The organism is Aquimarina sp. BL5 (genome assembly GCF_003443675.1).
Classification (GTDB): Bacteria; Bacteroidota; Bacteroidia; order Flavobacteriales; family Flavobacteriaceae; genus Aquimarina.
The window spans coordinates 790935-813282 of record NZ_CP031963.1 but is presented as its reverse complement, the minus strand read 5'-3'; the positions used below and the strand labels follow the sequence as shown (position 1 = coordinate 813282).

Genomic DNA, 22348 nt, shown 5'->3' with positions numbered 1-22348 from the left:
CTGTTTAGTATATGTGTAAATTCGTTAAACAATATTTGCTATTTAACAATATTATGGGAAAAAATAACCTAAAGACTGCTGTTTTTGCTGGAGGATGTTTTTGGTGTACAGAAGCCGTATTTCAACGATTAGAAGGTGTGCATCAAGTAGTTTCTGGATATACTGGAGGAACCATTAAGAATCCGGCATATCGTGAAATTACTTCAGGAAGAACTGGGCATGCCGAAGCAATAAAAATTGAATATGATACTGATATCATTAGCTATAATGAATTATTAGAAATCTTTTTTGCTACTCATGATCCTACTACTTTGAATAGGCAAGGAGCGGATCGTGGAACCCAATACAGGAGTGCCATATTTTATATAGATGATGATCAAAAAGAAAGATCGCAAATAATGATCACTAATCTTAATACTGAAGGTGTTTTTAATGATCCTATTGTCACGGAAGTAGCAGCTTTAGGTGCGTTTTATAATGCTGAAGATTACCACCAGAATTATTATAATCAAAACAGTAATCAAGGATATTGTCAGTTTGTGATTAATCCAAAACTAAGTAAATTGCAGGCTACTTATAAAAGTAAATTAAAAAAAGAAATACAGAACTAACATAGATATAATGCCATATAATAATTTCGAAGAGTACAACATAAAAGTTACTGATGATGTAAAGGATAAATTTAAATCTATAATTACGGATCTGGGAGAGGATGTAAGTAGGGAGGGAATAGTAAAGACTCCTGAACGAGCTGCAAAAGCGATGCAATTTTTGACTCAAGGATATCATCAGGATCCTGAAGAAATTCTGAAAAGTGCCATGTTTAAGGAAGACTATGACGATATGGTCATTGTTAAAGATATAGAATTGTATTCTTTGTGCGAGCATCATATGTTACCGTTTTTTGGGAAGGCGCATATTGCATATATTCCTAATGGTCAGATTGTTGGTTTAAGTAAATTGCCAAGGATAGTAGATGTTTTTGCAAGACGTCTTCAGGTGCAAGAACGTTTAACTCATGATATTTTAGAGTGCATTAATAATACGTTAAAACCCAAAGGTGTAGCCGTGGTAATTGAAGCCTCCCATATGTGTATGATGATGCGTGGTGTTCAAAAACAAAATTCAGTAACTACAACTTCTGGATTTAGAGGACAGTTCGAAAAAATTGAGACTCGTACCGAGTTTTTAAGGTTAATTACTGCAGACTTGTCATAACAATTTTTTGGCATTTTTTTTGTTATATAATTAGCAAATAGAAACTTATGAAAAAGAATAAATATAAATTATTAAAAAAAGGTATTATTTATGATCTTATAGGTATGGCTTCCTTAGCTGTTCCATTTGTTGGACCATTTTTAGATATTATTTGGGCTCCTTATGCTGCAAAAAAGATGATTGATATGTATCCTGGAAAAAAAGGTAAGATAGCTTCGGTTATAACTTTTATCGAGGAAATAATTCCGGGAACAGATATAATTCCTACGTTCACTTTAATGTGGTTATATACTTTTGTTGTTAATAAAGAAGAGATTACTGATAAAGATGCTAAAATAATCGAAGTAGAAGTTGTTTCGTAAATAAAAGAATTGCTTTGACTATAACCCGAAAGGGTTTATATTTTATGGTACTTGTTCAATCTTTTAAAAATCGTGTAAAACCCATTCTGCGAAGCATTTTTTTCTCAAACCACCAGAAGAATTTAAATTGTCCGAATAGCCATCCTACGATCAATAATATTATCTGATATACAGGGAATATCAGAAATATTCTTAAAGGCCAATATATCCATCCACTTGTAGATTCTCTATCAAAACCTATCAATTGTATGATCGGATCAGAAATTCTTGCTGCTGTAGAACCTGTAACGGCAAAAGCAATAAAAATAGCAATTAGCTCCCATCGATAGGTAACATTCCATTTTTTTTCTAAGGGAATAAAGATCTTTAGTGTAAAGAATAATAATGCAGTAAAAATAAGTACTGTGATTATTGACAACAAAGGAAAATAAAAATTGTGGGTTTCTGTAAATTTTAAAATCCCAAGTATTAATCTCTTACCTAGTAAAAATGATGAAAATAATAATCCTATTAATCCTAGGATGGGAAAAAGTAGTTGCCAATTAGCCTGAATTTCCCAGCGATCTTTAAATTTTTGCATACGGCAAAAATACAACTTAAACTTTCTGTCTCAAAATCTTTAACCTCTACTTACCATAAATCGTTGTCGATATTGCTTTTCAAAAAACAGAAAATAATTATATAGAAGATAATTTACTTCGTATCCATAATCAGTTTGTTGTTCGTAGTTTATTTGTAGAATATATAAATTAGGATCAAATAGTTGGGGTTGCATAACTCTTTGATTATATTCTGTAACATACAGTCTGTTTCTCGATTCCAAAAATTGTTGGGAATAATATCCTCTCGGTCTTTGGGTAACAAGCCAACCATTAAAACCTGGTTCTATTATAATAATTTCATACTCTAGACTGTCATTTGCAATCCTTACGGTATCAGAAATTTCATTTGCAGATGTAACATCAAGTTTTCTATCTTTAGTTGTTCCACAACTATAGATACATAACACTAGGATAAATGTGTAAATACTATTTTTCATAATCTTAATAAAAATCAAAATACTAAAAGTACATTAATTACTTTTAAGCTTTAACATTTTTGTTATGTTAATTTATAAAAATCAATTTGAATAGGACGGAATAATAAAAGAGTCTTGATGTTTGCATCAAGACTCTTTTCAATATTTTGTAAAACAATAATTGTAAATCTATTTTCCAAAAAGACCGCCTAATAATCCTCCAAGACCGCCTTTTTTCTGACTATTACCGCCGCCAAGTACCATACCAGCTACATCATCAAGGATACTACCGTCACCATCTGCGTCTAGAAAAGATTCTATTAGTGATTGTTGTTTAGACCCTTGTCCTCCTCCTAGCATTCCTCCAAGCATATTAGTTAATCCATTAGCATCAGATACATTGTTTTGCGAAGCTTGTTTACCTAAAACACCCATAAGGATTGGCGCAGCAACTTTAAGAATCTGAGCTACAGAACCAGCATCCATTCCTGATTTTTGACTTAATGCATTTTCTACAGCTGGTTGTTTTCCTCCTAAAATATGCCCAAGAATTCCCGCGCCATCATTAGTTACATTATCTTCAACACCACCTTCAAACAATCCTCCTAAGTTATCTAAAATACCACCGCCAGCATGTTTACCAGAAATTGCACTTAATAATCCTGATGCTCCTTCAGGAGTTGAAGCGTTTTTTTGCATAGCTCCCATTAATACAGGCATAGCCATGCTTAATAAACTTCCTGTTTTATCGGTAGATTGTCCTGTTTGACTACTCACTCCGCTTATAATTTGTTGGCCCACTGGGCTATTTAAAAGATCTAAAATTCCAGACATGATTTAATATTTTTTATTATGTGTTCTAAATTTACATTTTTTATTGATAAAATTATCAAAAAGGATGTTTTTGTTTTGGAGAAAAACGGATGAAATGAAAATTTAATCGACGTAAGGCAGGTTGAACTAAAAAACTCCTTTTACAAGAACATGTAAAAGGAGTTTAAAATAGTATGTTATTAATTGGAATTACTACTTCAAAATAGAAATTATCTGATCAGCAAGTTCCTGACCGATTCTATCTTGTGCTTCACCAGTGGCAGCACCAATATGTGGTGTTAATGATATTTTATTATTCATTAATACTTTAATAGCTGGACTTGGTTCATTTTCGAAAACATCCAGACCAGCAAAACTTAATTTACCATTTTCTAAAGCTTCTACTAGTGCTACTTCATCAATAACTCCACCACGTGCCGCATTGATTAATCCAGCACCGTCTTTCATTTGTTCAATCTCAGCTTTACCAATAACATAATCCTTTTGAGCAGGAACATGTAAAGTAAAGAAGTCCGCCTGTTTAAGAACTTCTTCTTTAGAAACGGTTTTGATTTTAAAACTTAGTGATTGTCCATCAAAAAACTCTAGAGGAATATCCACTTCTTCAATAAATGGATCAAATGCAACTACATTCATACCAACTCCAATTGCAATCTTAGCTGTCGCTTGACCAATACGGCCAATACCAATTACACCTAGTGTCTTACCTCTTAATTCAGTTCCACCGGCGTATGCTTTTTTAAGGTTCTTGAATTTGCTGTCACCTTCTAATGGCATATTTCTGTTCGCATCATGAAGGAAACGAACACTTCCATATAAGTGAGCAAAAACTAATTCTGCCACAGATCCTGAAGATGCAGCAGGAGTATTAATAACATGTAATCCTTTTTCACGTGCATAGGTCACATCGATATTATCCATACCAACACCACCACGTCCTATAATTTTTAAAGAACTACAATTGTCAATGATATCCGTTCTAACTTTAGTAGCACTACGAACTAATAATACATTGATTTCGTTTTCATTAATATAATTTACTAACTGATCCTGAGCAACTGTTGTAGTTTGTACTTCGAATCCAGCTTTTTCCAAAGCCTCAATACCGCTTTGAGATACTCCGTCGTTTGCTAATACTTTCATTTTAAAGGTTTGATTTTTTAAATTTTGAATTCTTATTTTAGAATTTTAGTTTCTAAATTAATAGGTTGGTTAATTAAGCTTTTCGCTCTAAATCACTCATTACATCTACCAAAGCGGCAACACTTTCCATTGTCATAGCGTTATACATACTAGCTCTATAGCCTCCTACACTTCTATGTCCATTTACACCACTTATACCTGCTTCTTTCCACATAGCATCAAACGTTTCCTTAAGATCTTCATCTACTAAAGAAAAAGTAGCATTCATCATAGATCTATCTTCTTTTGCAGCAAATCCTTTAAAAAGAGGGTTTAACTCTATTTCGGAATAGATGAGATTTGCTTTTTTCTCGTTTTGTTCTTCAATTGCCGCAATTCCACCTAATTTCTTCAACCATCTTAATGTTAGCATAGAAGTATAAACTGCAAATACTGGAGGAGTATTAAACATACTACTCTTACTAATATGTACTTTATAATCCAGCATAGATGGGATTTGTCGTTCTATTTTTCCAAGAATATCTTCTTTAACAACTACTAATGTAGTTCCTGCTGGACCCATATTTTTTTGTGCTCCGGCATAGATTAAACTAAATTTTGAAAAATCTAATTGTCTAGAGAATATATCACTACTCATGTCACATACAAGAGGAGCTTTGGTAGTTGGAAAATCTTTGATTTGTGTTCCGAAAATTGTATTGTTACTAGTACAATGTAGATAATCTAAATCCTCAGGAACATCATATCCTTTAGGAATATAATTGTAATTAGCATCTTTGGAAGATGCAACTTCTACAACCTCTCCAAAAATTTTAGCCTCTTTGATAGCTTTATCACTCCAGCTACCAGTATTGATATATCCCGCTTTTGATTGTAATAGGTTGTATGCAGTCATTAAGAATTGAGTACTAGCTCCTCCTTGAAGAAAAAGTACTTTATATCCTTTACCCTCTAAGCCTAGTAATTCTAAAGCCAAACTGCGGGCTTCATCCATTACATCTACAAAATCCTTACTACGATGTGAAATCTCCAAAATGGATAGCCCAGAATCGTTAAAATCTAATACGGCTTGGGATGCTTCTTTGAATACTTCTTGTGGTAGAATACAAGGTCCTGCGCTAAAGTTGTGCTTTTTCATCAGTAGTTTTTATTGTTTTTTATTAATTACTTTTCTTGTTGTTTTCTGGCTCCTTAAACCAGTAAGAAAAAACACCACAAAGGTGCTAATAATCTAAAACAAAAGCATTGTCAAAATGATAAATTATTTAGTCAATTTTTGTTAAAAATTCAATAACATCGACATTATCTGCGTAATCTGATAGAGAAGGATGTTGTGTGGTTCCAAAATCAATGCTATTGTCAGAAAAATTATCAGCAACTATACATTGTATACCTTCTTTATCAGCTTCGAATTTTTGTAGTAATTCTTCTTTTGATCCGTATGTTTCATAAAACAGTGTAGCTATAGGAGAAGCATAACTTGAATCTTCTTTCAACATTAAGAAACCATTATCTAATAACTTAAAATTACTCATTAAGTATACAGCTTTATTATAATCATAGTTATTAGCATATTTAGCTCCATTAATGATATCATTATAGTCATAAATAGATCTAAAAAATAAGTCAAAATCATAACCTTTTGGTACCATAAGTTTAGAAACACTTCTACAACCTAAACCATAATAGGTGAAAATATCATTCCCTAATGCTGCTAATTGTTCTTTGGACTCATTTCCAGTTAATACAGCAACAGAATTTCTGTTTTTACGAATAATATTGGGTTTATTGCCAAAATAATGTTCGAAGTAGCGAGCTGTATTATTACTTCCTGTCGCAATCATAGCATCAAAATCAGTAAATCTTTCTTCAGTAAAAGAAATACGTTTTTCAAATCTTGGTTCAATAGCAATTAGATATGATGCGAGATATGGAAGTAATTGATTATCATTTGAAGATTGTTTTACCAGCACATTATGCCCACTTACGAGTACTGAAATGAAATCATGAAATCCAACTAAAGGGATATTACCGGCCATAATGATTCCGATTGTTTTAGTCGTTATAGTGTCTAAAGAATAAGAAGATAACCATTGTTCTAAATTATGTTTTGTAAGCGTCTTACTCCATTGTGATAATGAAAACACGATATTTTCTTCCGTAAACCAACCATTATGATGTTTAGCAGATTCTATTTTTTGAATCATTCCATCAAAAAAATCTTCTTGATGCATTATGTTGCTAATCTTCTCATAACCAGTATTTTTGAATTGACTTAGGAACCTGCCTAATTCAGAAAAAGCGACTATTCGATCATTTAATACCATTTCTAATTTGTTTATCACTAGTTTACGGGTTATTTTTGTGATGCAAATTTAGAATAAAAAAAGCTATGGCAATTATAATAACGGACGAATGTATAAACTGTGGAGCATGTGAACCAGAATGTCCGAATACTGCGATTTATGAGGGTGCGGATGACTGGAGATACGCAGATGGAACCGATTTAGAAGGTGATGTAGTGCTTCCTGGTGGTAAAGCGATTAATTCAGAAGAAGCTCAAGAACCGGTTAGCGATGAGATTTATTATATTGTACCTGATAAATGTACAGAGTGTAAAGGTTTTCATGAGGAACCTCAGTGTGCTGCGGTATGTCCTGTAGATTGTTGTGTACCTGATGAAGATGTAGTTGAAACGGAAGAATTTTTATTACAGAAACAGGCATTTATGCATAAAGAATAACTAACTATTTTATAGATACTTATTATAAACCTGTCTGTTTAGACAGGTTTTTTTATACTCGTTTTTTAAATTTTAGTATTTTCGTCAAGAATTTAACCTCAAATTTAAACATGAAATTATGAAAAAATTAATATTTTTTATCTTATTAACTGTTATTTCCTTTTCTTCTTATGGACAATATCGCTGGGAAGTAACGGGTGGTATAACTAGTTCTAGTCTTAATATCGAAAATTCTGAAAGTAACCGTGGTGTTGGTTTTCATTTTAATGCTGGATATGGATATGTGATGGGTGTTCGTGCCAAAACTAGTATTGTTTTTTCCGTTGAAATTTTACAAAGAAATAGTGAAGTTATAACAAATCTTCCCGGAGGAACGATTACTTCAGATTTTAAAGCATTGCAAGTAGGTTTTAATCCTAAATTCAGGTATTTATTTGGTAGAGGTAAAGATCGCTTTAGACCATTTATTAATGTCGGTCCTTCTTTTAGATTAAATACAGGTATAGAGTTCGCTGGTGTAGATTTAGAATCAGATGCATATGAGCAATTGGTTCTTGGAGGAGTATACGGTCTAGGTTTTTCTCAAATGGTAGGAGAGATGTTCGATATTTTTTTTGAAGCTGGGGCTATGAATGATTTTACGGATAACTTGACTGATGTAGATAGTAAATTCTTCGATATATATGCTAGAGTCGGAGTTCGTTTTAGAATATATGACGCGAGACGATAAAATAGAATAAACATAATATTAGTTAAGATCCTGCCTCGGCAGGATTTTTTTATACAATTATGTTTAATTTTTTGTAAATTAGTTACTTACAAATACATCTAAAAGAATATTAATATGCCAAATTGGGGATACATAGCAATTATTATTCTTGCATTTTATATTGTAGCTAGTGTAGCATTGTATTATTTGCAGGAGTATTTCATTTTCAAGCCAGAAAAGTTAAATAAGGATTTTGAGTTTCATTATAATAATCAAGTTGTAGAGGAGTATAATCTAGAAACTAGAGATGGAGCTGTAATCAATGGGCTTCATTTTAAGGTTCAGAACCCTAAAGGAGTTGTTTTATATCTTAAAGGAAATTCCAAGAGTATAAAAGGTTGGGGTAAATTTGCTGTGGATTTTACCAGGCATGGGTATGATGTGTGTATGTTAGATTATCGCGGATTTGGTAAAAGTACTGGTAGACGTTCTTTTAAGGCTATAAAAAGAGATCTTCAATTTGTCTATAATAAGCTAAAGGAAAAAGTAGACGAAAAATACATCATTCTATACGGTAGGTCTATGGGATCTGGCTTTGCAACAAAATTAGCTTCTATCAATAATCCTAAAATGTTAATTCTCGATGCTCCCTATTACAGTTTGAGTAAAGTAGCGGGTAAATTTATTCCTTTTATGCCCGTTTCTTTAATCATGAGATATCCAATACCTACTTATAAGTGGTTAAAATATGTGAATTGTCCTATACATATTATCCACGGGACACAGGATAAATTGATTCCTTTTAAATCTAGTATTAAATTATCAAAAATAAAACCAAAACTTACCCGATTATACACTGTCATTGGTGGAGGGCATAAAAACCTAAATAATTTTGAATCTTATCATAAAATGCTAGGAGAAATTATTAACTCGAAGATGAGAAAAATAAATCTCTCTAATACGAGCATTGGCGCAAGACATGCTGAAAAAAAAGTGAATGTCCAAGCTTAAAAAAGTCCTAATATGGACATTGATAATATATTTTATGGTTTTAGGGTTATTAAGTTTCTTTCAGCATAAAATTATTTTTCAGCCTAAAAAACTTCCTAAAAATTATACTTTTCAATTTGATCATCCTTTTGAAGAATTTTTTCTGGAGACTACAGATGGTGAACGCTTAAATGCCATACATTTTAAAAACAAACACCCTAAAGGAGTAATTTTGTATTTTCATGGGAATAAAGGAAGCTTATCCAGATGGGGGCGTATAACTACTTTTTTTGCTAAAAAGCAGTACGATGTGATCGTAATGGATTATAGAAGTTATGGAAAGAGTACAGGTATAATAACAGAAGAAAATTTATACAAGGATGCCCAGTTGTTTTATGATTATACATCAAAACTGTATAAAGAGGATCGAATAATACTATATGGTAGATCTTTGGGGACAGGTATTGCTACAAAAATTGCATCAACCAACCAACCAAGCAGTTTGATCTTAGAAACACCATATAATACCATGGAAGAAGTTACTTCTTATTGGTTACCGATTTTTCCTGTAAAAAGTATATTGAAATTTAAGTTTGCGTCGAATGAATTTATACAAGATGTAACTTGTGCTGTTACTATTTATCACGGTACTGATGATGGAGTAGTCCCGTATGCTTCTGGTAAAAGATTGTTTGAAAGTATACCTATATCTGAAAAGAGAATGATTACTATTGAAGGTGGGTCGCATAACGACTTGATAAACTTTGAAGAATATATAAAAACTATTGATAAGATTTTAGATAGAAACTCTAACGAAAACCAGAATGTCACTTCGAGCGGAGTCGAGAAGTAGATATTTACACTTAGTAAAATAATACATTTCGACTTCGCCCTGCGTGACAGTAATTTAATTAGAAATTAAAATCTAATCTAGCATAGTAATATGCACCACTGAATCCCATTTGTACAGCATCCCAGTAACCACCGGCTTCTGTTAAGTCATCTTGTTGATCTGGATATTCATTAGTAATATTGTTTCCGCCAATAGTAAGTTTCAGTTGATCTGTTAACTCATAACCAACTGTTAAATCGGCTGTTATTTTTGCACCATATATATCTTCATTATCATCAAAATCGACTAAGGTGATATCACTAAAACGAGTCAGACCAAGACCGGCATTAAATTTATCATTATTATAATTTAAATTTAGGGCAAACTTACTTCTTGGTGCAGAAGCCAGCAAAAACCCTTGCTCTCTTTTACCAAAAAAGATATCTGTATCTAGGTTAGTATTAATAGAAGTTATGTACATATTATTGACATTTCCCGCTAATAGTGCAGATAATGTTCCAAAATCATAATTACTTTTCCAGGAAAGTACAACATCCATACCTACGGTTTCTGTATCCACCCCGTTAGCAAAAAATTGAGCCTCATTTACATTATCAAAATCAGTTGCTTCAAAAGTACCCGTTAGTACAATACGATCTTTAATATCAATATAATAACCATCCACAGTTGCAGAGAAATCACCTAGCTTAGCCGTAACACCCAGGGATCCATTTAATGAAGTTTCTTCTTTTAATCGGTCTATCCCAAAAGATGCCGTAACAGGACTATTATTTGGAGATAATAATGTTTCTGTAGCTACACCTCCTTGGAAATCCGTAAATCTAAGGTTATAATAGATTTGTGCCAATGAGGGGGCTCTAAACCCAGTACTTACAGAAGCTCTTAAGTTAATGTTGTCTGAGGCTTTTACTCTAAATGCTAGTTTTCCATTAATAGTACTTCCAAAATCACTATAATTTTCAAATCTTGCAGCTCCCGCTATTAAAAAAGCATCCGTAACATCTAATTCTGCATCAGCATATAGGGATAAATTAGATCTAGATCGATCCACTTCATTAGCAGGACTGTATCCCGGAAATCCTTGTGATCCCCCAGATCTTGGATCACCACTTACGGGATCTATAGGTTGGGTTTGAGTAGCAGGATCGGTAATAGGGAGTCCATTAACATCATAAGTAGCATAAGAGCTTTCTTCTCCTGCAAAAATGATAAAATTTTCTGTTCTGTATTCTGCTCCAAAAGCTAGGTTCAAACCTTTGGTTATTTTAGGGTAATATTTCGAGAAGTCTAAATTAATTGTATTTTGACTTAAACTATGCCCTCCTGCATCGAATTCTTTAGGAGAGTTTTCTTCTAGAGATGCATTTAGTGTTCCTTCAATAAAATAGTGGAAATTGTTTTTTCCCCAGGTATTACTAAGATCTATTTTCCAGCCATTGTCTGTTTCAGTTCTTACCCCAGCAGAAATTGAATTATCAATGATATTAGAAGTAATTCTTGGTGTAAAGCCATTAGGATAAATTTCGGTAACTACACGTTCACCACCATTACGAGTAAAAGCAAATGCGTCAGTATCTCGATAGTTTCTACCTCCAAAGGCATATAATTCAGTTTTATCTGATAACGGAATACTAGCATTAGCAAAGAAATTAAAGCCATCTATTGCCGCTTCACCAAAACCTCTTCTAAAATCAAATCCTGGTCTAAGCGTTTTGTTTTTGCTTAAATATTCTGTGGTAAAATTGATATATCCCTTTTCTCCGATACCAACTCCGTAATTAGCAGTTACTTTTACAGAACCACCATCAAGACTCTTATCATCTGCTAGTCTGTTACCATCATTTTCAGTGTCCAAACGATTACCATCAGTATTTGGAGTTCCATCAGGGAAATCTCCTTTAGCATTCGTATTGTATGCACCATAGCTTATACTACCACTAAGTTTATCAATATTGTCTTTTAGAACTATATTAATAACTCCTGCAATAGCATCAGAACCGTATTGCGCAGCAGCACCATCTCTTAGAATTTCGATTCTTTTAATAGAAGTCGCAGGAATCGTATTAAGATCAGTTCCAGAATTTCCTCGACCTCTTGTTCCGAAGATATTAATGAGAGAAGAACTGTGTCTTCTTTTTCCGTTGATTAAAACTAGTGTCTGATCAGGACCTAAACCTCGCAAACTTGCAGGATCAATATGGTCGGCACCATCAGACCCTGATTGTTTATTGGCATTAAATGAAGGAGCAGAATACTGTAATAGTTCATTGATTTCTATTTTACCACTTTTTGTGACAATATCTTGCATATCTATAATATCTACTGCTACCGGAGTATCAGTAGCAGTACGTTTAGGACTTCTGGATCCTACTACAATGATTGTGCTAAGTGCTTCTCCTTCTGAAAGCACAACATCAATCTTGTCGTTAGTACCTACAGGAATTTCTTGAGTTTGGAAACCTACAAAACTAAATACCAAGACTGCATTTTCATCTACTGCAATGGTATATTTTCCGTCATCATCAGTTGTAGTACCCTTATTAGAGCCTTTTTCTACAATGTTAACAAAAGGTACTGGTAATCCCGAAGTGTCTGTTACTGTTCCTGTAACAATTCGTTGGCTAAATCCTAAACTTGTGAATAAGCCAAATAAAATGAGTGTGAGTTTTTTCATGTAAATTATATTTATTGGTTTTGAATAAAGATATTCAATAAATATTAAAGGGAGAAGTTGCATACTATTTATTACAAGTTTTGAATTAGGAAATATTAAAACTTGATGATTCTTTAAATTTCTTACATCATTTTTGGCGAGTCTTCTTGTAGGTCCTACAGTACTATTCGCGGATTTTCAAGTAAGAAATGTTTTTTTGAAAAACGTCACTTGATTATTTTCTTGAATATGATTTTTTTAAAATGACACAAGGGTAAGGTTCTAAAGATTTCTCTTATTTTTTTTATGTAATTTTTAGTCGAGTTGGGATAAGCATTCGTGGCACACTAAAATTATGAATATTAAAAAAAAGTGATAATTATATTACGAAAACGTTTGCGAAGTGTTAAAAAATTAGTAATATTGAAAAATTGGTCAACCAATTTAATTAAATCGGTAGTTTAAGGGAAAACGTAAACATTTTTTAAAAAATACTAACAAATGAAAAAATCACCAATAATTAGGGGAAAGTTATCTTACTTGTCATGTATTACTACATTCTTATTGCTGCTGTTTGTTTTAGCAGTCAGCTGCACCAATGAACAAATTGACGATGAATTCTTAGAAGAAATTAAAGATGATTCCGAAATAAGGGCTTCTGTACCTATCCAAAACCCTGGATTCGAATCAGGCGAAGTGAGTTGGGGCGACAATGCTAAATATGCTATCTCTGGTGACGAGTATTCTGGATCCAAAGCTGGTAAAGTAACAAGTTCTTCAGGTAGAATCGAGCAAACAGTAAGTGTAAGCCAAAACACTGATTATATATTAAAAGCTTGGGTTAATGGAAATGGAAAACTTTCCGTAGGTGGTCAAACTAATGACTTTAATACTAGTAACTATGAAGAAATTAGTATTGCATTTAACAGTGGAAGTTCATCTTCGGTCACAATTTTGGGTACTAGAGATAGTGGAGATGTTCGTTTTGATGATTTTACACTGGAAGGTTCTGAATTGGAAGATCCTACAGAATCAGGTAAGATCGTACCAATAGGTGTTTCTGCTAATGGAAATCAAACTGGTTACGGACCAGAAAAGACAATTGACGGAGAAATTGAAAATACCGAATCAAGATGGTCTTCTAACGGATATACGGGTAAATATATTACTTATGATCTTGGTGCTACAAAAACAGTTTCAAGTTTAAAAATAGCTTGGTTTAAAGGTGATGAAAGAAAGGCATATTTTAAAATTAGAGTTGGTAACTCGATATCTTCCTTGAATACTGTATTTGACGCAAAAACAGATGGGAGTAGTGGTGCTACCGAAGGTTTAGAAACCTATGATTTTGATAATGTAGAGGCTAGATATGTAAGAATATCTTGTTTTGGTAATTCCAGTAGTAGTTGGAATAGTATCATAGAAACAGAAATTTATGGAGAAGGTGGCGAGCCCGGTGATACAACTCCTCCTGGACCAGTTTCTGGATTAAGCGCAAGAGCTGGTAATAGTTCTGTAGCTTTAAATTGGAATAATCCCGGTGACACTGATTTTAATAAAGTACGTATTACGTATGATGGAGGAGAGGTAACTTCTTTAGGAGAAAATGTGACTATTAACAACTTGGTTAATGGTACTTCGTACACATTTACTGTAGTCGCAGTAGATAATTCTGGCAACGTTTCTGCTAGTAGAATTATAAATGCAACACCTCAAGGTCCACCACCAGGAGGAAGTGCAGCTAGTATTATCGGCCCTGGATGGAAGTTAAATGGATTTTCTGGTTCTTTAAATATTGGTAGTAGTGACAATGGATTAGATTATGAAGATAATGCTAGTAAAAATGAGAGTCATTTTTTCTTTGAGAAAGATGGATATGCTGCATTTAGATGTTATCCTGGTAACCCTTCTTCTGGAGGATCTAGTAATCCAAGATCAGAATTGAGAGAGGTTATAGGTGGTGGAGATGGCTATTGGAATGGTAATACAAATACAGAATACTCTATGAAGTGGAGATTTAAAGTCGAAAATTTACCGCCTTCCGGTAAATTAGCATTTGGACAAATTCATGAGAGAAATGATTTTTATGATGATGTGATAAGAGTTCAGGTACAAGGGGATGCTGGTCAAAGTTCTGGTAAAGTAGACTTGAGGATATTGGGATATGTAACTGAGAAAGTAGAAGATCGTGAGGGAAGAACAATTGATTTTGATATGCAGTTGGATACAGAATATTATTTTGAATTAACGATGAGTAATGGAGTTGTTACCTTATACAATTTAAATAATGGAGGCAATAGAATAGAAGAGTTATTTAAGTCTATCGATATAGGTAATGCAGATGAAAACTATTTTAAGGCAGGATGTTATTTACAATCAACAAGTAGTAGTCACGAAAGTTCTAGTGACTATGGTCAGGTATTGATTAAAAACTTAGTTGTATTTCCTGATAATTAGATTTAGAGAAATAGTTTTGGATACTAAAAATTGGACCACCTAAGTATATTTAGGTGGTCTTTTTTATAGTATTAATACGATCCAATAATGTATAAAACTTCAATAAATAGTCTTGAAAGGAGATATAAATATCATTTTAACAAAAAATACCATTAAATAATATATATATGGTTAAAATTTTAACACTATAATTAGTTAAAATTCAAAAAAAAATACGAAAACGTTTGAGTTGAGTTAATAAATCATTAATATTGTGTAACTAAATTGGTTAACCAATTTAAATATTGGACAACCAAATATTTAACACAAATTTTATGAATAATTCAAAACTAACTATTATGAAAACTCATGTAACCCAATGGAAAGGCATATCTACTGCTTTCCTAGCTAAAATGTTCTTGTTGTTAAGCTTTGTACTTACACCATCTTGTGAGTCAGAAGAGTTTGTAGAGCCAGCAGAATCAAGTTTCGAAGAAGAAACATTTGAAAAAGCAACCCCAGTTTCAGGGAGAACTTATTATTTAAGAAACAAAAAAAGCGGATTGCATATGGACGTTGCAAACAAAAGCAATGCTAATGGAGCTAACATTCAACAATGGGGAGATGCAAATGGTACCCATAGACAATGGCAGGTTATTAGTGCTGGTAATGGTTATTATAGACTTAAAGGTATCGATAGTGGTAAGTCAATTACTGTGAAGGATGGAAGTAATGCTAATGGAGCTAATATAGAATCAAGATCTTATAACGGAAGTAGCCATCAGGAATGGCAAATTATTAGTGTTGGTAGTGGTTATTACAGATTAAAATCTCGAGATAGTGGCAAATCTATTGGTGTTGCTGGTGGAAGTACCTCTAACGGTGCAAATGTAGAGTCACGTTCTTGGAATGGTGATGACAAATTTAGATGGTTTTTTACTGAAGTAGGAGGTACTCCACCGCCACCACCGCCTGGAGGAGGAACTGCTGCTAGTATTATAGGAAGTGGTTGGAAGCTAAATGGTTTTAGTGGTAATCTTAATGTGGGTAGTAACAATAACGGATTGAGTTATGCAGATAATGCAAGTACTGGCGAGAGTCATTTCTTTTTCGAAAAGAATGGATATGCAGCATTTAGATGCTACCCAGGAAACCCAACTTCTGGAGGTTCTTCTAATCCTAGATCAGAACTAAGACAAAGAATAAATGGAGGAGATGGTTATTGGAACGGTAATACAAATACAGAACACTCGATGAAATGGAGATTCAAAATAGAAGATTTACCTCCATCTGGTAAATTAGCATTTGGTCAAATCCATGAAAGAGATGACTTTTATGATGATGTTATTAGAGTTCAGGTTCAGGGTAGTAGTGGTCAAAATTCAGGATCCGTTGATTTAAGAATATTGGGATATGTAACTGAAGAAATAGAAGGAAGTGGAAGAACCATTGATTTTAATATGCAAATGGATACCGAGTATTATTTTGAGTTAGCTATGAGGAATGGAGTGGTTAGTTTATATAACCTTAACAATAGTGGAAACAGAACGTCGACCTTATTTAGATCTGTTGATATCGGTAATGCAAATGAAAATTATTTCAAAGCAGGATGCTACCTACAGTCAACTAAGAGCAGTCATTCTAGCTCTAATGTATACGGACAAGTTTCTATCAAAGACCTTAGCGTTAACTAAGTTAAAGTCGTTTTTTTTAAATATTAATTGCTTAGTATTAAATAGGTTAATTTACTACCACAATAGCCCGATGTATACGATACATCGGGCTATTTTCGATTTATTAAAAAACAGTTTAATAATTAAAGGCATACAGAGTCCCAAGATAATTCGCATAAACCACCATTAAGTGGGTTAGGAATCCAACTAATTCCGCCACATAAATAACAATCTTCTTCGGTTCTTGGCCAACCACCAGCTTTAATTATTTGTTGTTGCTTTTTGTCTAAAGTTTGAACACCATCTAAGTTTAAAATACTGTGTAACATTTTATTTAATTTAAGGATTAAACCATAAAATTACTTAATTAATAGTCAAAGATTCCCATCCGTTACGGGTAGTTTTTGAAACAATAAATTAAGTACCTAATTTAAAATCCTTAAATACAAAAAAGTTGAAGTTAATCGAAATCTTAAGTTACAACCTATTTTAATTTATAAGTTAAGGTAATAACAGTATCAGTTGTTGAATCGTAAGTTTCTAAAATTAAATTTTTATCTTCATCAAAATGTCCAAGACAATTATCTTTTGATCCCATATTTACTAAGTAATATCCATTAGAAACAGGTTTGGCTTTAGATGTTTTTTCTCCTTTTTCATCGATGAGCGTTAATATATAACCCGAGCCATCAGAGATACTGCTATATATTTTTTCATTAGAAGTCGTTCCAGAGTTTTTGATAGATACTTTTTCAGGTTCATATACTGCAGTTCTATTGGTTTCACCATCTTCTTCATCAGGACTTAGTTTTACTTCACTTTTTTTAGTAATTACTTGTTGCTGTTTGATTACTTTTTCTTCTCCATTAGCGCCTTTAATTCTGATTATTTTAGTTACTACTTCTTCAGAAGTATTTTCTTTGGCCTTCGTTTCTTCTGCCTTTTCTTTCTCTTCTTTTTTATCTTCGGATTGTGCATAGTTTATACAAGTGCAAAAGAAAAAGATAATTGTTACTAAGTTTCTTAGAGTTTTCATTGGTTTGTTTATTTGTTATTGTAAAATTACGAAAAAGTAATAAAATCATTTTATAGTGATTATATTAAAAGGGTAATTACTGTGGCAAACAGGATTGAATATATTTATTTTTAATTATAATCTCTTTACGTAGTATTTGTATACTAAGTGTCAATACTGTTATCTTTGCATTCTCAAAAATTTGAGCTAATATCTTATTAGCTCTTATACATATCATAATTATGAAAGCAGGAATAGTTGGATTACCAAATGTAGGAAAATCAACACTTTTTAATTGTTTGTCTAATGCAAAGGCGCAAAGTGCTAACTTTCCATTTTGTACAATTGAACCTAATATAGGTGTTGTAAATGTACCTGATCCTAGATTAGAAAAACTCGAAGAATTAGTAAATCCTGAGCGTGTCCTACCAGCTACCGTAGAGATTGTAGATATTGCTGGATTGGTAAAAGGAGCAAGTAAAGGAGAGGGTCTAGGAAATCAATTTTTAGGAAATATTAGAGAGACTGATGCGATTATTCATGTATTACGTTGTTTTGATAACGATAATATCGTACACGTTGATGGTTCTATTGATCCAATTCGGGATAAAGAAACCATAGATATAGAATTACAGCTGAAAGATCTAGAAACACTTGAAAAAAAGTTGGATAAGATCAAACGAGCTGCAAAAACTGGTAATAAAGAAGCTCAGAAAGAAGAAGCAGTATTACTAAAATTAAAAGAAGGTTTAGAAGCTGGAATATCCATAAGAGCGATTGACGTCTCTGATGATGATGATTTGGCGTTTGTAAAACCATTACAATTTATTACGGACAAACCAGTATTATACGTTTGTAACGTAGACGAAAGTGCTGCTGTTGATGGAAATGATCACGTTACAAGAGTAAAAGAAGCAGTTGCATCAGAAAATGCTGAGGTAATTATTCTAGCCGTTGGAACCGAAGCAGATATAACGGAGCTTGATGATTATGAAGAAAGACAAATGTTTCTTCAGGATATGGGATTAGAAGAGCCTGGAGCATCTGTATTGATTCGAGCAGCGTATAAGCTATTAAATCAACAAACTTATTTTACTGCAGGAGTAAAAGAAGTAAGAGCTTGGACAATTCCTATTGGTGCTACAGCACCTCAGGCAGCGGGTGTAATCCATACGGATTTTGAAAAAGGATTTATAAGAGCAGAAGTAATTAAGTATGATGATTATGTATCTTATGGTAGTGAAGCTAAAGTAAAAGAAGCGGGTAAACTTGGAGTAGAAGGAAAAGGATATGTAGTAAGTGATGGTGATGTTATGCACTTCTTATTTAACGTGTAATTTATATAGAAATTATTTTTTATACAAAACCTCTTAGATGATTTTCTAGGAGGTTTTTTTGTTGGACATCGTATTTTTTATTGATTCAGAAAGAGAACCAAAAATATTGCGTTTATTTTTATAAGATGCAAAAATCTAAACAGATTTCTATAGGAATCATTGTAGCAGTTATTGGTGTAGTTTTGTTTTCCGCGAAGGCGGTGATGGTCAAATTGGCTTATAAATATGATATAACTTCAGAACATTTGTTATTATTTAGGATGTCATTTTCTCTTCCTTTTTATTTTGCTATAGCTATATTTAACAAACCTTCAAACCCCGAAAAAATAAGAAAAATAGATTATTTGTGGATCATATTTTTTGGTTTTGTAGGGTACTATTTAGCGAGTTACTTTGATTTTCTGGGATTACAATACATAAAAGCGGGATTGGAACGCATAATTCTATTTGTATACCCAACTTTGGTCATTATCATTTCCAGAATATTTTTAAAAGATAAAATAACAAAACAACAGTTAGTAGCCATAATTATTACCTACATAGGAGTAGTAATTACTTTTTGGCAAGAACTTCAATTAGAGACGTCAAACCTTATTTTAGGAGGATCTTTAATTTTTCTAAGTGCGCTTACATATGCAACCTATTTAGTTGGTAGCGGTTGGTTAATACCTAAGTTTGGAGTTATTTCATTTACCTCTTATGCGATGATTGTATCTTCTTTATGTATAATTTTTCAATATTTAGCTTTTGATAGAGGAGACTTAACAAGTTATTCTTCAGAAGTATATTTCTTGAGTATTCTGATGGCTTTTTTTTCTACCATAATTCCGTCATATCTCATCTCTTACGCAATAGGAAAATTAGGAGCTTCAAATGTTGCTATCATTGGTAGTCTTGGACCAATATCTACCATTATACTTGCCTTTTTCTTTTTAGGAGAAAGTTTATCCCAAATACAAATTATTGGCGCTGCGATTGTAATTTTAGGGATTTATAGTGTCACAAAAAAGAGTAAAGAAAGAAAGTAATGTATGAGAGAGTCTTTATCTTAACTTTATAAAATAAACGTTTTTCTGTTTTTTTTTAGTAAATTAACTTTATTGACTGAATACATTTATTGATAGTTGATATGATTGTATTAGAGAAGTTAAGACATTTATAAAAGTTACATGTTTTGAGAAAAATATTTCTATTCACATATTTTATACTCTCTATTCCTTATTTGGTTTACAGTCAGCAAGAATCTAAATTCCCCGTCAATGACAGTTTTCAATATTTAATAGATACCGCTAATAATCTTACCTTCGAGTATAAGATTAAGGAATCTTTAGAATACGCAATTAAGGCAGCTAATTATGCTCATGAATTAGATAATGATCATTATAAATCAGAGGCCTATTATTTAATGGCTTACAATTATGAAACACTTGTTGATTATAAAAATGCGGAGCAATATTTCAAAAAATCGTTAAAATACGCAGAAGAAGCAAATGATTCATTACTTATATTATGGAACAATAATGGTTTAGGTAATGTGCATTCTGATGGTTATAAAGACCTAGAAGCTTCGCTGGTTTTTTATAGTAAAGCTACCGAGTTTGGAAAGTTGTTAAATGACTCACAAGAATATATGACTCCAGTGATTAATCTTGCTTGGACTTATATAGATGCAAAACAATTTGATAAAGCTATTCCGTATTTAGAAGAAGCCAACAAGTTAGTAGTGGAAAATAGGGATATAGAAGGGTATTGTGAGGTATATTACCTTAAAGGTAGACTTGCTTTAAGTCAAAATCAATATGCAGAAGCAGAAGAGTATTTTAAAGAATCTATCGAGATTGCAGAAAAGCATAATATGCTATTAGAGCTTTCCTATCTTTACGAAGCTAGGGCAGAGATGTTCGAAAAGAAAGGTAACCTAACGGAAGCGTATAATGATATAAAACGTTTTCAAGAATATAAAGATAAGGTTTACAATAAAGAAAAGCTGAAACAGATTGAAATTGCAAGAGTTAGTTTTAATGTAGACGAGTATAAAAGAGAATTAGAAGTAACAAAAACTGAAAAGGAGTATCAGACCAAAATGGCAAAAAACAACAGAACAATTAATATTATTTCTGTTGCAGGTTTGATATTTTTATTGGCTACTGCATTTTTCTTATATATAGGGTATCGATCAAAGAAAAAGTTAAATCACGTACTAAAAGATAAAAATAAACAACTAATAGAAGCTAAAGCCCAAGCTGAAAAACTAACCCAAGTAAAATCTCAATTTATATCTACAGTTAGTCACGAACTGAGAACTCCATTGTATGGTGTCGTAGGAATAACCTCATTGCTACTTGAGGATAAAGATGTGTTAGAGAAACATAAACAATTATTAGGTTCATTAAAGTTTTCAGGAGATTATCTTTTAAATCTAATTAATAATGTACTACAGATAAGTAAGATAGAATCCAATAAAGTAAGGTTGGCAAAAACACCTACAAACCTTTTTAAATTATCACAGAATTTACTGAATTCATTCGAGTACCAGGCAAAAAGTAAAGACAATGAACTTATTCTTGATGTACCCAATGATTTACCGGATGCTCTCAACGTAGATTCGCTTAGATTGTCAGAAATTCTGATTAATTTGATAGGGAATGCCTCTAAGTTTACTGAAAAAGGAAGAATATGGTTGAGAATCAAAATACTTAATAAAGAAAATAACACTATTTATATTCGTTATGAGGTCGAGGATAGTGGGGTAGGGATTCCTGACGACAAAAAGGATTTTGTATTTGAGAAATTTTCTCAAGTAGATAGAGAATCTAACAAAGTAGAAGGAACAGGTTTGGGACTTTCCATTGTAAAAAACCTTTTAGAAATGATGGACAGTAAAGTCCATTTAGAAAGTAATGAAGGACGAGGTGCTAAGTTTTACTTCGACTTGAAATTTGAAATATTAGAAGAGGGAGAAGAGCATTCTGTAAATGAACGGAATAACGGTACGACTAATGTTTATCGTAGGATATTGGTCGCAGAAGACAATAAGATTAATCAAATTGTGACTAAAAATTTATTGAGTTTGATTGGGTATGATTGCGTTATTGTAGAAAATGGTTTTAATGCATTGCAGATGGTTAAAAAGGAAGATTTTGATTTAATATTAATGGATCTTAATATGCCTTATCTAAATGGTAGTGAAGCCACAAAAAGAATTAGAGAATTTGATAAAACCACTCCTATAATAGCATTAACCGCTGCAGAGTTAGGAGAAGTTCAGGAGGAATGTTTAGCTATTGGGATGAATGATATTATTAATAAACCATTAAATAAAAATGATCTTCGAGATATTATTGCTAAAAACTTGTTGCCTTAG

General features: G+C 32.6%; 21 protein-coding genes. 12 read left to right on the top strand and 9 right to left on the bottom strand.

Annotated elements, in window-relative coordinates:
* Window positions 1–53: 53 nt before the first annotated feature.
* From msrA to D1818_RS03675, 3 genes are read left to right on the top strand one after another with little or no spacing between them, the layout of a single operon-like run.
* Entirely contained in the window at window positions 54–611 is a 558-nt protein-coding gene (gene msrA, locus D1818_RS03685) for a peptide-methionine (S)-S-oxide reductase MsrA (protein ID WP_118456448.1), read from the top strand.
* 10 nt (window positions 612–621) lie between these two features.
* A complete protein-coding gene (gene folE, locus D1818_RS03680; RefSeq protein WP_118456447.1) occupies window positions 622–1218 on the top strand; it encodes a GTP cyclohydrolase I FolE in 597 nt (198 codons plus the stop codon).
* A gap of 47 nt (window positions 1219–1265) precedes the next feature.
* Window positions 1266–1580, top strand: a complete 315-nt coding sequence (locus D1818_RS03675; RefSeq protein WP_118456446.1) for a hypothetical protein — start codon at window positions 1266–1268, stop codon at window positions 1578–1580.
* A 55-nt stretch (window positions 1581–1635) separates the two neighbouring features.
* On the opposite strand, the gene D1818_RS03670 is transcribed toward D1818_RS03675, so the two are convergent.
* The 6 genes from D1818_RS03670 to D1818_RS03645 all read right to left on the bottom strand — a co-directional run bounded on the left by D1818_RS03670 (window position 1636) and on the right by D1818_RS03645 (window position 6902).
* Window positions 1636–2160, bottom strand: a complete 525-nt coding sequence (locus D1818_RS03670; protein ID WP_118456445.1) for a DUF6787 family protein — start codon at window positions 2158–2160, stop codon at window positions 1636–1638.
* Window positions 2161–2199: 39 nt separating this feature from the next.
* Window positions 2200–2619: a DUF6146 family protein gene (locus tag D1818_RS03665; RefSeq protein WP_118463483.1), complete on the bottom strand. Its 420-nt coding sequence runs from the start codon at window positions 2617–2619 to the stop codon at window positions 2200–2202.
* A gap of 168 nt (window positions 2620–2787) precedes the next feature.
* Window positions 2788–3432 carry a DUF937 domain-containing protein gene (locus D1818_RS03660; protein ID WP_118456444.1) on the bottom strand — a complete coding sequence of 215 codons (645 nt, stop codon included), beginning with the start codon at window positions 3430–3432 and terminating at the stop codon, window positions 2788–2790.
* A 192-nt stretch (window positions 3433–3624) separates the two neighbouring features.
* Window positions 3625–4575, bottom strand: coding sequence for a D-2-hydroxyacid dehydrogenase (locus D1818_RS03655; protein ID WP_118456443.1), 951 nt, complete (start codon window positions 4573–4575; stop codon window positions 3625–3627).
* Window positions 4576–4648: 73 nt separating this feature from the next.
* Window positions 4649–5713, bottom strand: a complete 1065-nt coding sequence (gene serC, locus D1818_RS03650) for a 3-phosphoserine/phosphohydroxythreonine transaminase (protein ID WP_118456442.1) — start codon at window positions 5711–5713, stop codon at window positions 4649–4651.
* A gap of 127 nt (window positions 5714–5840) precedes the next feature.
* A complete protein-coding gene (locus D1818_RS03645; protein WP_118456441.1) occupies window positions 5841–6902 on the bottom strand; it encodes an acyl-CoA reductase in 1062 nt (353 codons plus the stop codon).
* A 65-nt stretch (window positions 6903–6967) separates the two neighbouring features.
* On the opposite strand from D1818_RS03645, the gene D1818_RS03640 reads away from it, so the two are divergent.
* From D1818_RS03640 to D1818_RS03625, 4 genes are all read left to right on the top strand, one after another.
* Window positions 6968–7318 carry a 4Fe-4S dicluster domain-containing protein gene (locus D1818_RS03640; RefSeq protein WP_118456440.1) on the top strand — a complete coding sequence of 117 codons (351 nt, stop codon included), beginning with the start codon at window positions 6968–6970 and terminating at the stop codon, window positions 7316–7318.
* 118 nt (window positions 7319–7436) lie between these two features.
* A complete protein-coding gene (locus tag D1818_RS03635; protein WP_118456439.1) occupies window positions 7437–8048 on the top strand; it encodes an outer membrane beta-barrel protein in 612 nt (203 codons plus the stop codon).
* A gap of 114 nt (window positions 8049–8162) precedes the next feature.
* Complete coding sequence (locus D1818_RS03630; protein ID WP_118456438.1) at window positions 8163–9038, top strand: alpha/beta hydrolase; 876 nt, start codon at window positions 8163–8165, stop codon at window positions 9036–9038.
* Complete coding sequence (locus D1818_RS03625) at window positions 9025–9870, top strand: alpha/beta hydrolase (RefSeq protein WP_118456437.1); 846 nt, start codon at window positions 9025–9027, stop codon at window positions 9868–9870. The genes D1818_RS03630 and D1818_RS03625 overlap by 14 nt, the downstream gene beginning before the upstream one ends.
* Window positions 9871–9928: 58 nt before the next feature.
* On the opposite strand, the gene D1818_RS03620 is transcribed toward D1818_RS03625, so the two are convergent.
* On the bottom strand, window positions 9929–12544 hold the full coding sequence (locus D1818_RS03620; protein WP_118456436.1) for a TonB-dependent receptor: 2616 nt from the start codon (window positions 12542–12544) through the stop codon (window positions 9929–9931).
* A gap of 480 nt (window positions 12545–13024) precedes the next feature.
* Here D1818_RS03620 and D1818_RS03615 point away from each other — a divergent pair, with 480 nt between their 5' ends.
* Both D1818_RS03615 and D1818_RS03610 read left to right on the top strand, forming a co-directional pair.
* Window positions 13025–14980, top strand: a complete 1956-nt coding sequence (locus D1818_RS03615) for a polysaccharide lyase family 7 protein (RefSeq protein ID WP_118456435.1) — start codon at window positions 13025–13027, stop codon at window positions 14978–14980.
* 338 nt (window positions 14981–15318) lie between these two features.
* Window positions 15319–16653, top strand: a complete 1335-nt coding sequence (locus tag D1818_RS03610) for an RICIN domain-containing protein (protein WP_158596922.1) — start codon at window positions 15319–15321, stop codon at window positions 16651–16653.
* Between the two features lie 122 nt (window positions 16654–16775).
* Here D1818_RS03610 and D1818_RS03605 read toward each other — a convergent pair whose 3' ends face one another.
* Both D1818_RS03605 and D1818_RS03600 read right to left on the bottom strand, forming a co-directional pair.
* Window positions 16776–16961: a hypothetical protein gene (locus tag D1818_RS03605; protein WP_118456433.1), complete on the bottom strand. Its 186-nt coding sequence runs from the start codon at window positions 16959–16961 to the stop codon at window positions 16776–16778.
* A gap of 155 nt (window positions 16962–17116) precedes the next feature.
* Complete coding sequence (locus tag D1818_RS03600) at window positions 17117–17668, bottom strand: hypothetical protein (protein WP_118456432.1); 552 nt, start codon at window positions 17666–17668, stop codon at window positions 17117–17119.
* A gap of 221 nt (window positions 17669–17889) precedes the next feature.
* On the opposite strand from D1818_RS03600, the gene ychF reads away from it, so the two are divergent.
* The 3 genes from ychF to D1818_RS03585 all read left to right on the top strand — a co-directional run bounded on the left by ychF (window position 17890) and on the right by D1818_RS03585 (window position 22348).
* Window positions 17890–18984 (top strand): redox-regulated ATPase YchF, encoded by a 1095-nt coding sequence (gene ychF, locus D1818_RS03595; RefSeq protein WP_118456431.1) that lies wholly within the window; start codon window positions 17890–17892, stop codon window positions 18982–18984.
* A 125-nt stretch (window positions 18985–19109) separates the two neighbouring features.
* Window positions 19110–20012: a DMT family transporter gene (locus D1818_RS03590; protein WP_118456430.1), complete on the top strand. Its 903-nt coding sequence runs from the start codon at window positions 19110–19112 to the stop codon at window positions 20010–20012.
* Window positions 20013–20158: 146 nt separating this feature from the next.
* Entirely contained in the window at window positions 20159–22348 is a 2190-nt protein-coding gene (locus tag D1818_RS03585) for a response regulator (RefSeq protein ID WP_118456429.1), read from the top strand.

Bases quoted from the DNA above. Each gene is read 5' to 3' on its own strand.
- msrA (WP_118456448.1), top strand. From the start codon at position 54: ATGGGAAAAAATAACCTAAAGACTGCTGTTTTTGCTGGAGGATGTTTT.
- folE (WP_118456447.1), top strand. From the start codon at position 622: ATGCCATATAATAATTTCGAAGAGTACAACATAAAAGTTACTGATGAT.
- D1818_RS03675 (WP_118456446.1), top strand. From the start codon at position 1,266: ATGAAAAAGAATAAATATAAATTATTAAAAAAAGGTATTATTTATGAT.
- D1818_RS03670 (WP_118456445.1), bottom strand. From the start codon at position 2,160: ATGCAAAAATTTAAAGATCGCTGGGAAATTCAGGCTAATTGGCAACTA.
- D1818_RS03665 (WP_118463483.1), bottom strand. From the start codon at position 2,619: ATGAAAAATAGTATTTACACATTTATCCTAGTGTTATGTATCTATAGT.
- D1818_RS03660 (WP_118456444.1), bottom strand. From the start codon at position 3,432: ATGTCTGGAATTTTAGATCTTTTAAATAGCCCAGTGGGCCAACAAATT.
- D1818_RS03655 (WP_118456443.1), bottom strand. From the start codon at position 4,575: ATGAAAGTATTAGCAAACGACGGAGTATCTCAAAGCGGTATTGAGGCT.
- serC (WP_118456442.1), bottom strand. From the start codon at position 5,713: ATGAAAAAGCACAACTTTAGCGCAGGACCTTGTATTCTACCACAAGAA.
- D1818_RS03645 (WP_118456441.1), bottom strand. From the start codon at position 6,902: ATGGTATTAAATGATCGAATAGTCGCTTTTTCTGAATTAGGCAGGTTC.
- D1818_RS03640 (WP_118456440.1), top strand. From the start codon at position 6,968: ATGGCAATTATAATAACGGACGAATGTATAAACTGTGGAGCATGTGAA.
- D1818_RS03635 (WP_118456439.1), top strand. From the start codon at position 7,437: ATGAAAAAATTAATATTTTTTATCTTATTAACTGTTATTTCCTTTTCT.
- D1818_RS03630 (WP_118456438.1), top strand. From the start codon at position 8,163: ATGCCAAATTGGGGATACATAGCAATTATTATTCTTGCATTTTATATT.
- D1818_RS03625 (WP_118456437.1), top strand. From the start codon at position 9,025: ATGTCCAAGCTTAAAAAAGTCCTAATATGGACATTGATAATATATTTT.
- D1818_RS03620 (WP_118456436.1), bottom strand. From the start codon at position 12,544: ATGAAAAAACTCACACTCATTTTATTTGGCTTATTCACAAGTTTAGGA.
- D1818_RS03615 (WP_118456435.1), top strand. From the start codon at position 13,025: ATGAAAAAATCACCAATAATTAGGGGAAAGTTATCTTACTTGTCATGT.
- D1818_RS03610 (WP_158596922.1), top strand. From the start codon at position 15,319: ATGAAAACTCATGTAACCCAATGGAAAGGCATATCTACTGCTTTCCTA.
- D1818_RS03605 (WP_118456433.1), bottom strand. From the start codon at position 16,961: ATGTTACACAGTATTTTAAACTTAGATGGTGTTCAAACTTTAGACAAA.
- D1818_RS03600 (WP_118456432.1), bottom strand. From the start codon at position 17,668: ATGAAAACTCTAAGAAACTTAGTAACAATTATCTTTTTCTTTTGCACT.
- ychF (WP_118456431.1), top strand. From the start codon at position 17,890: ATGAAAGCAGGAATAGTTGGATTACCAAATGTAGGAAAATCAACACTT.
- D1818_RS03590 (WP_118456430.1), top strand. From the start codon at position 19,110: ATGCAAAAATCTAAACAGATTTCTATAGGAATCATTGTAGCAGTTATT.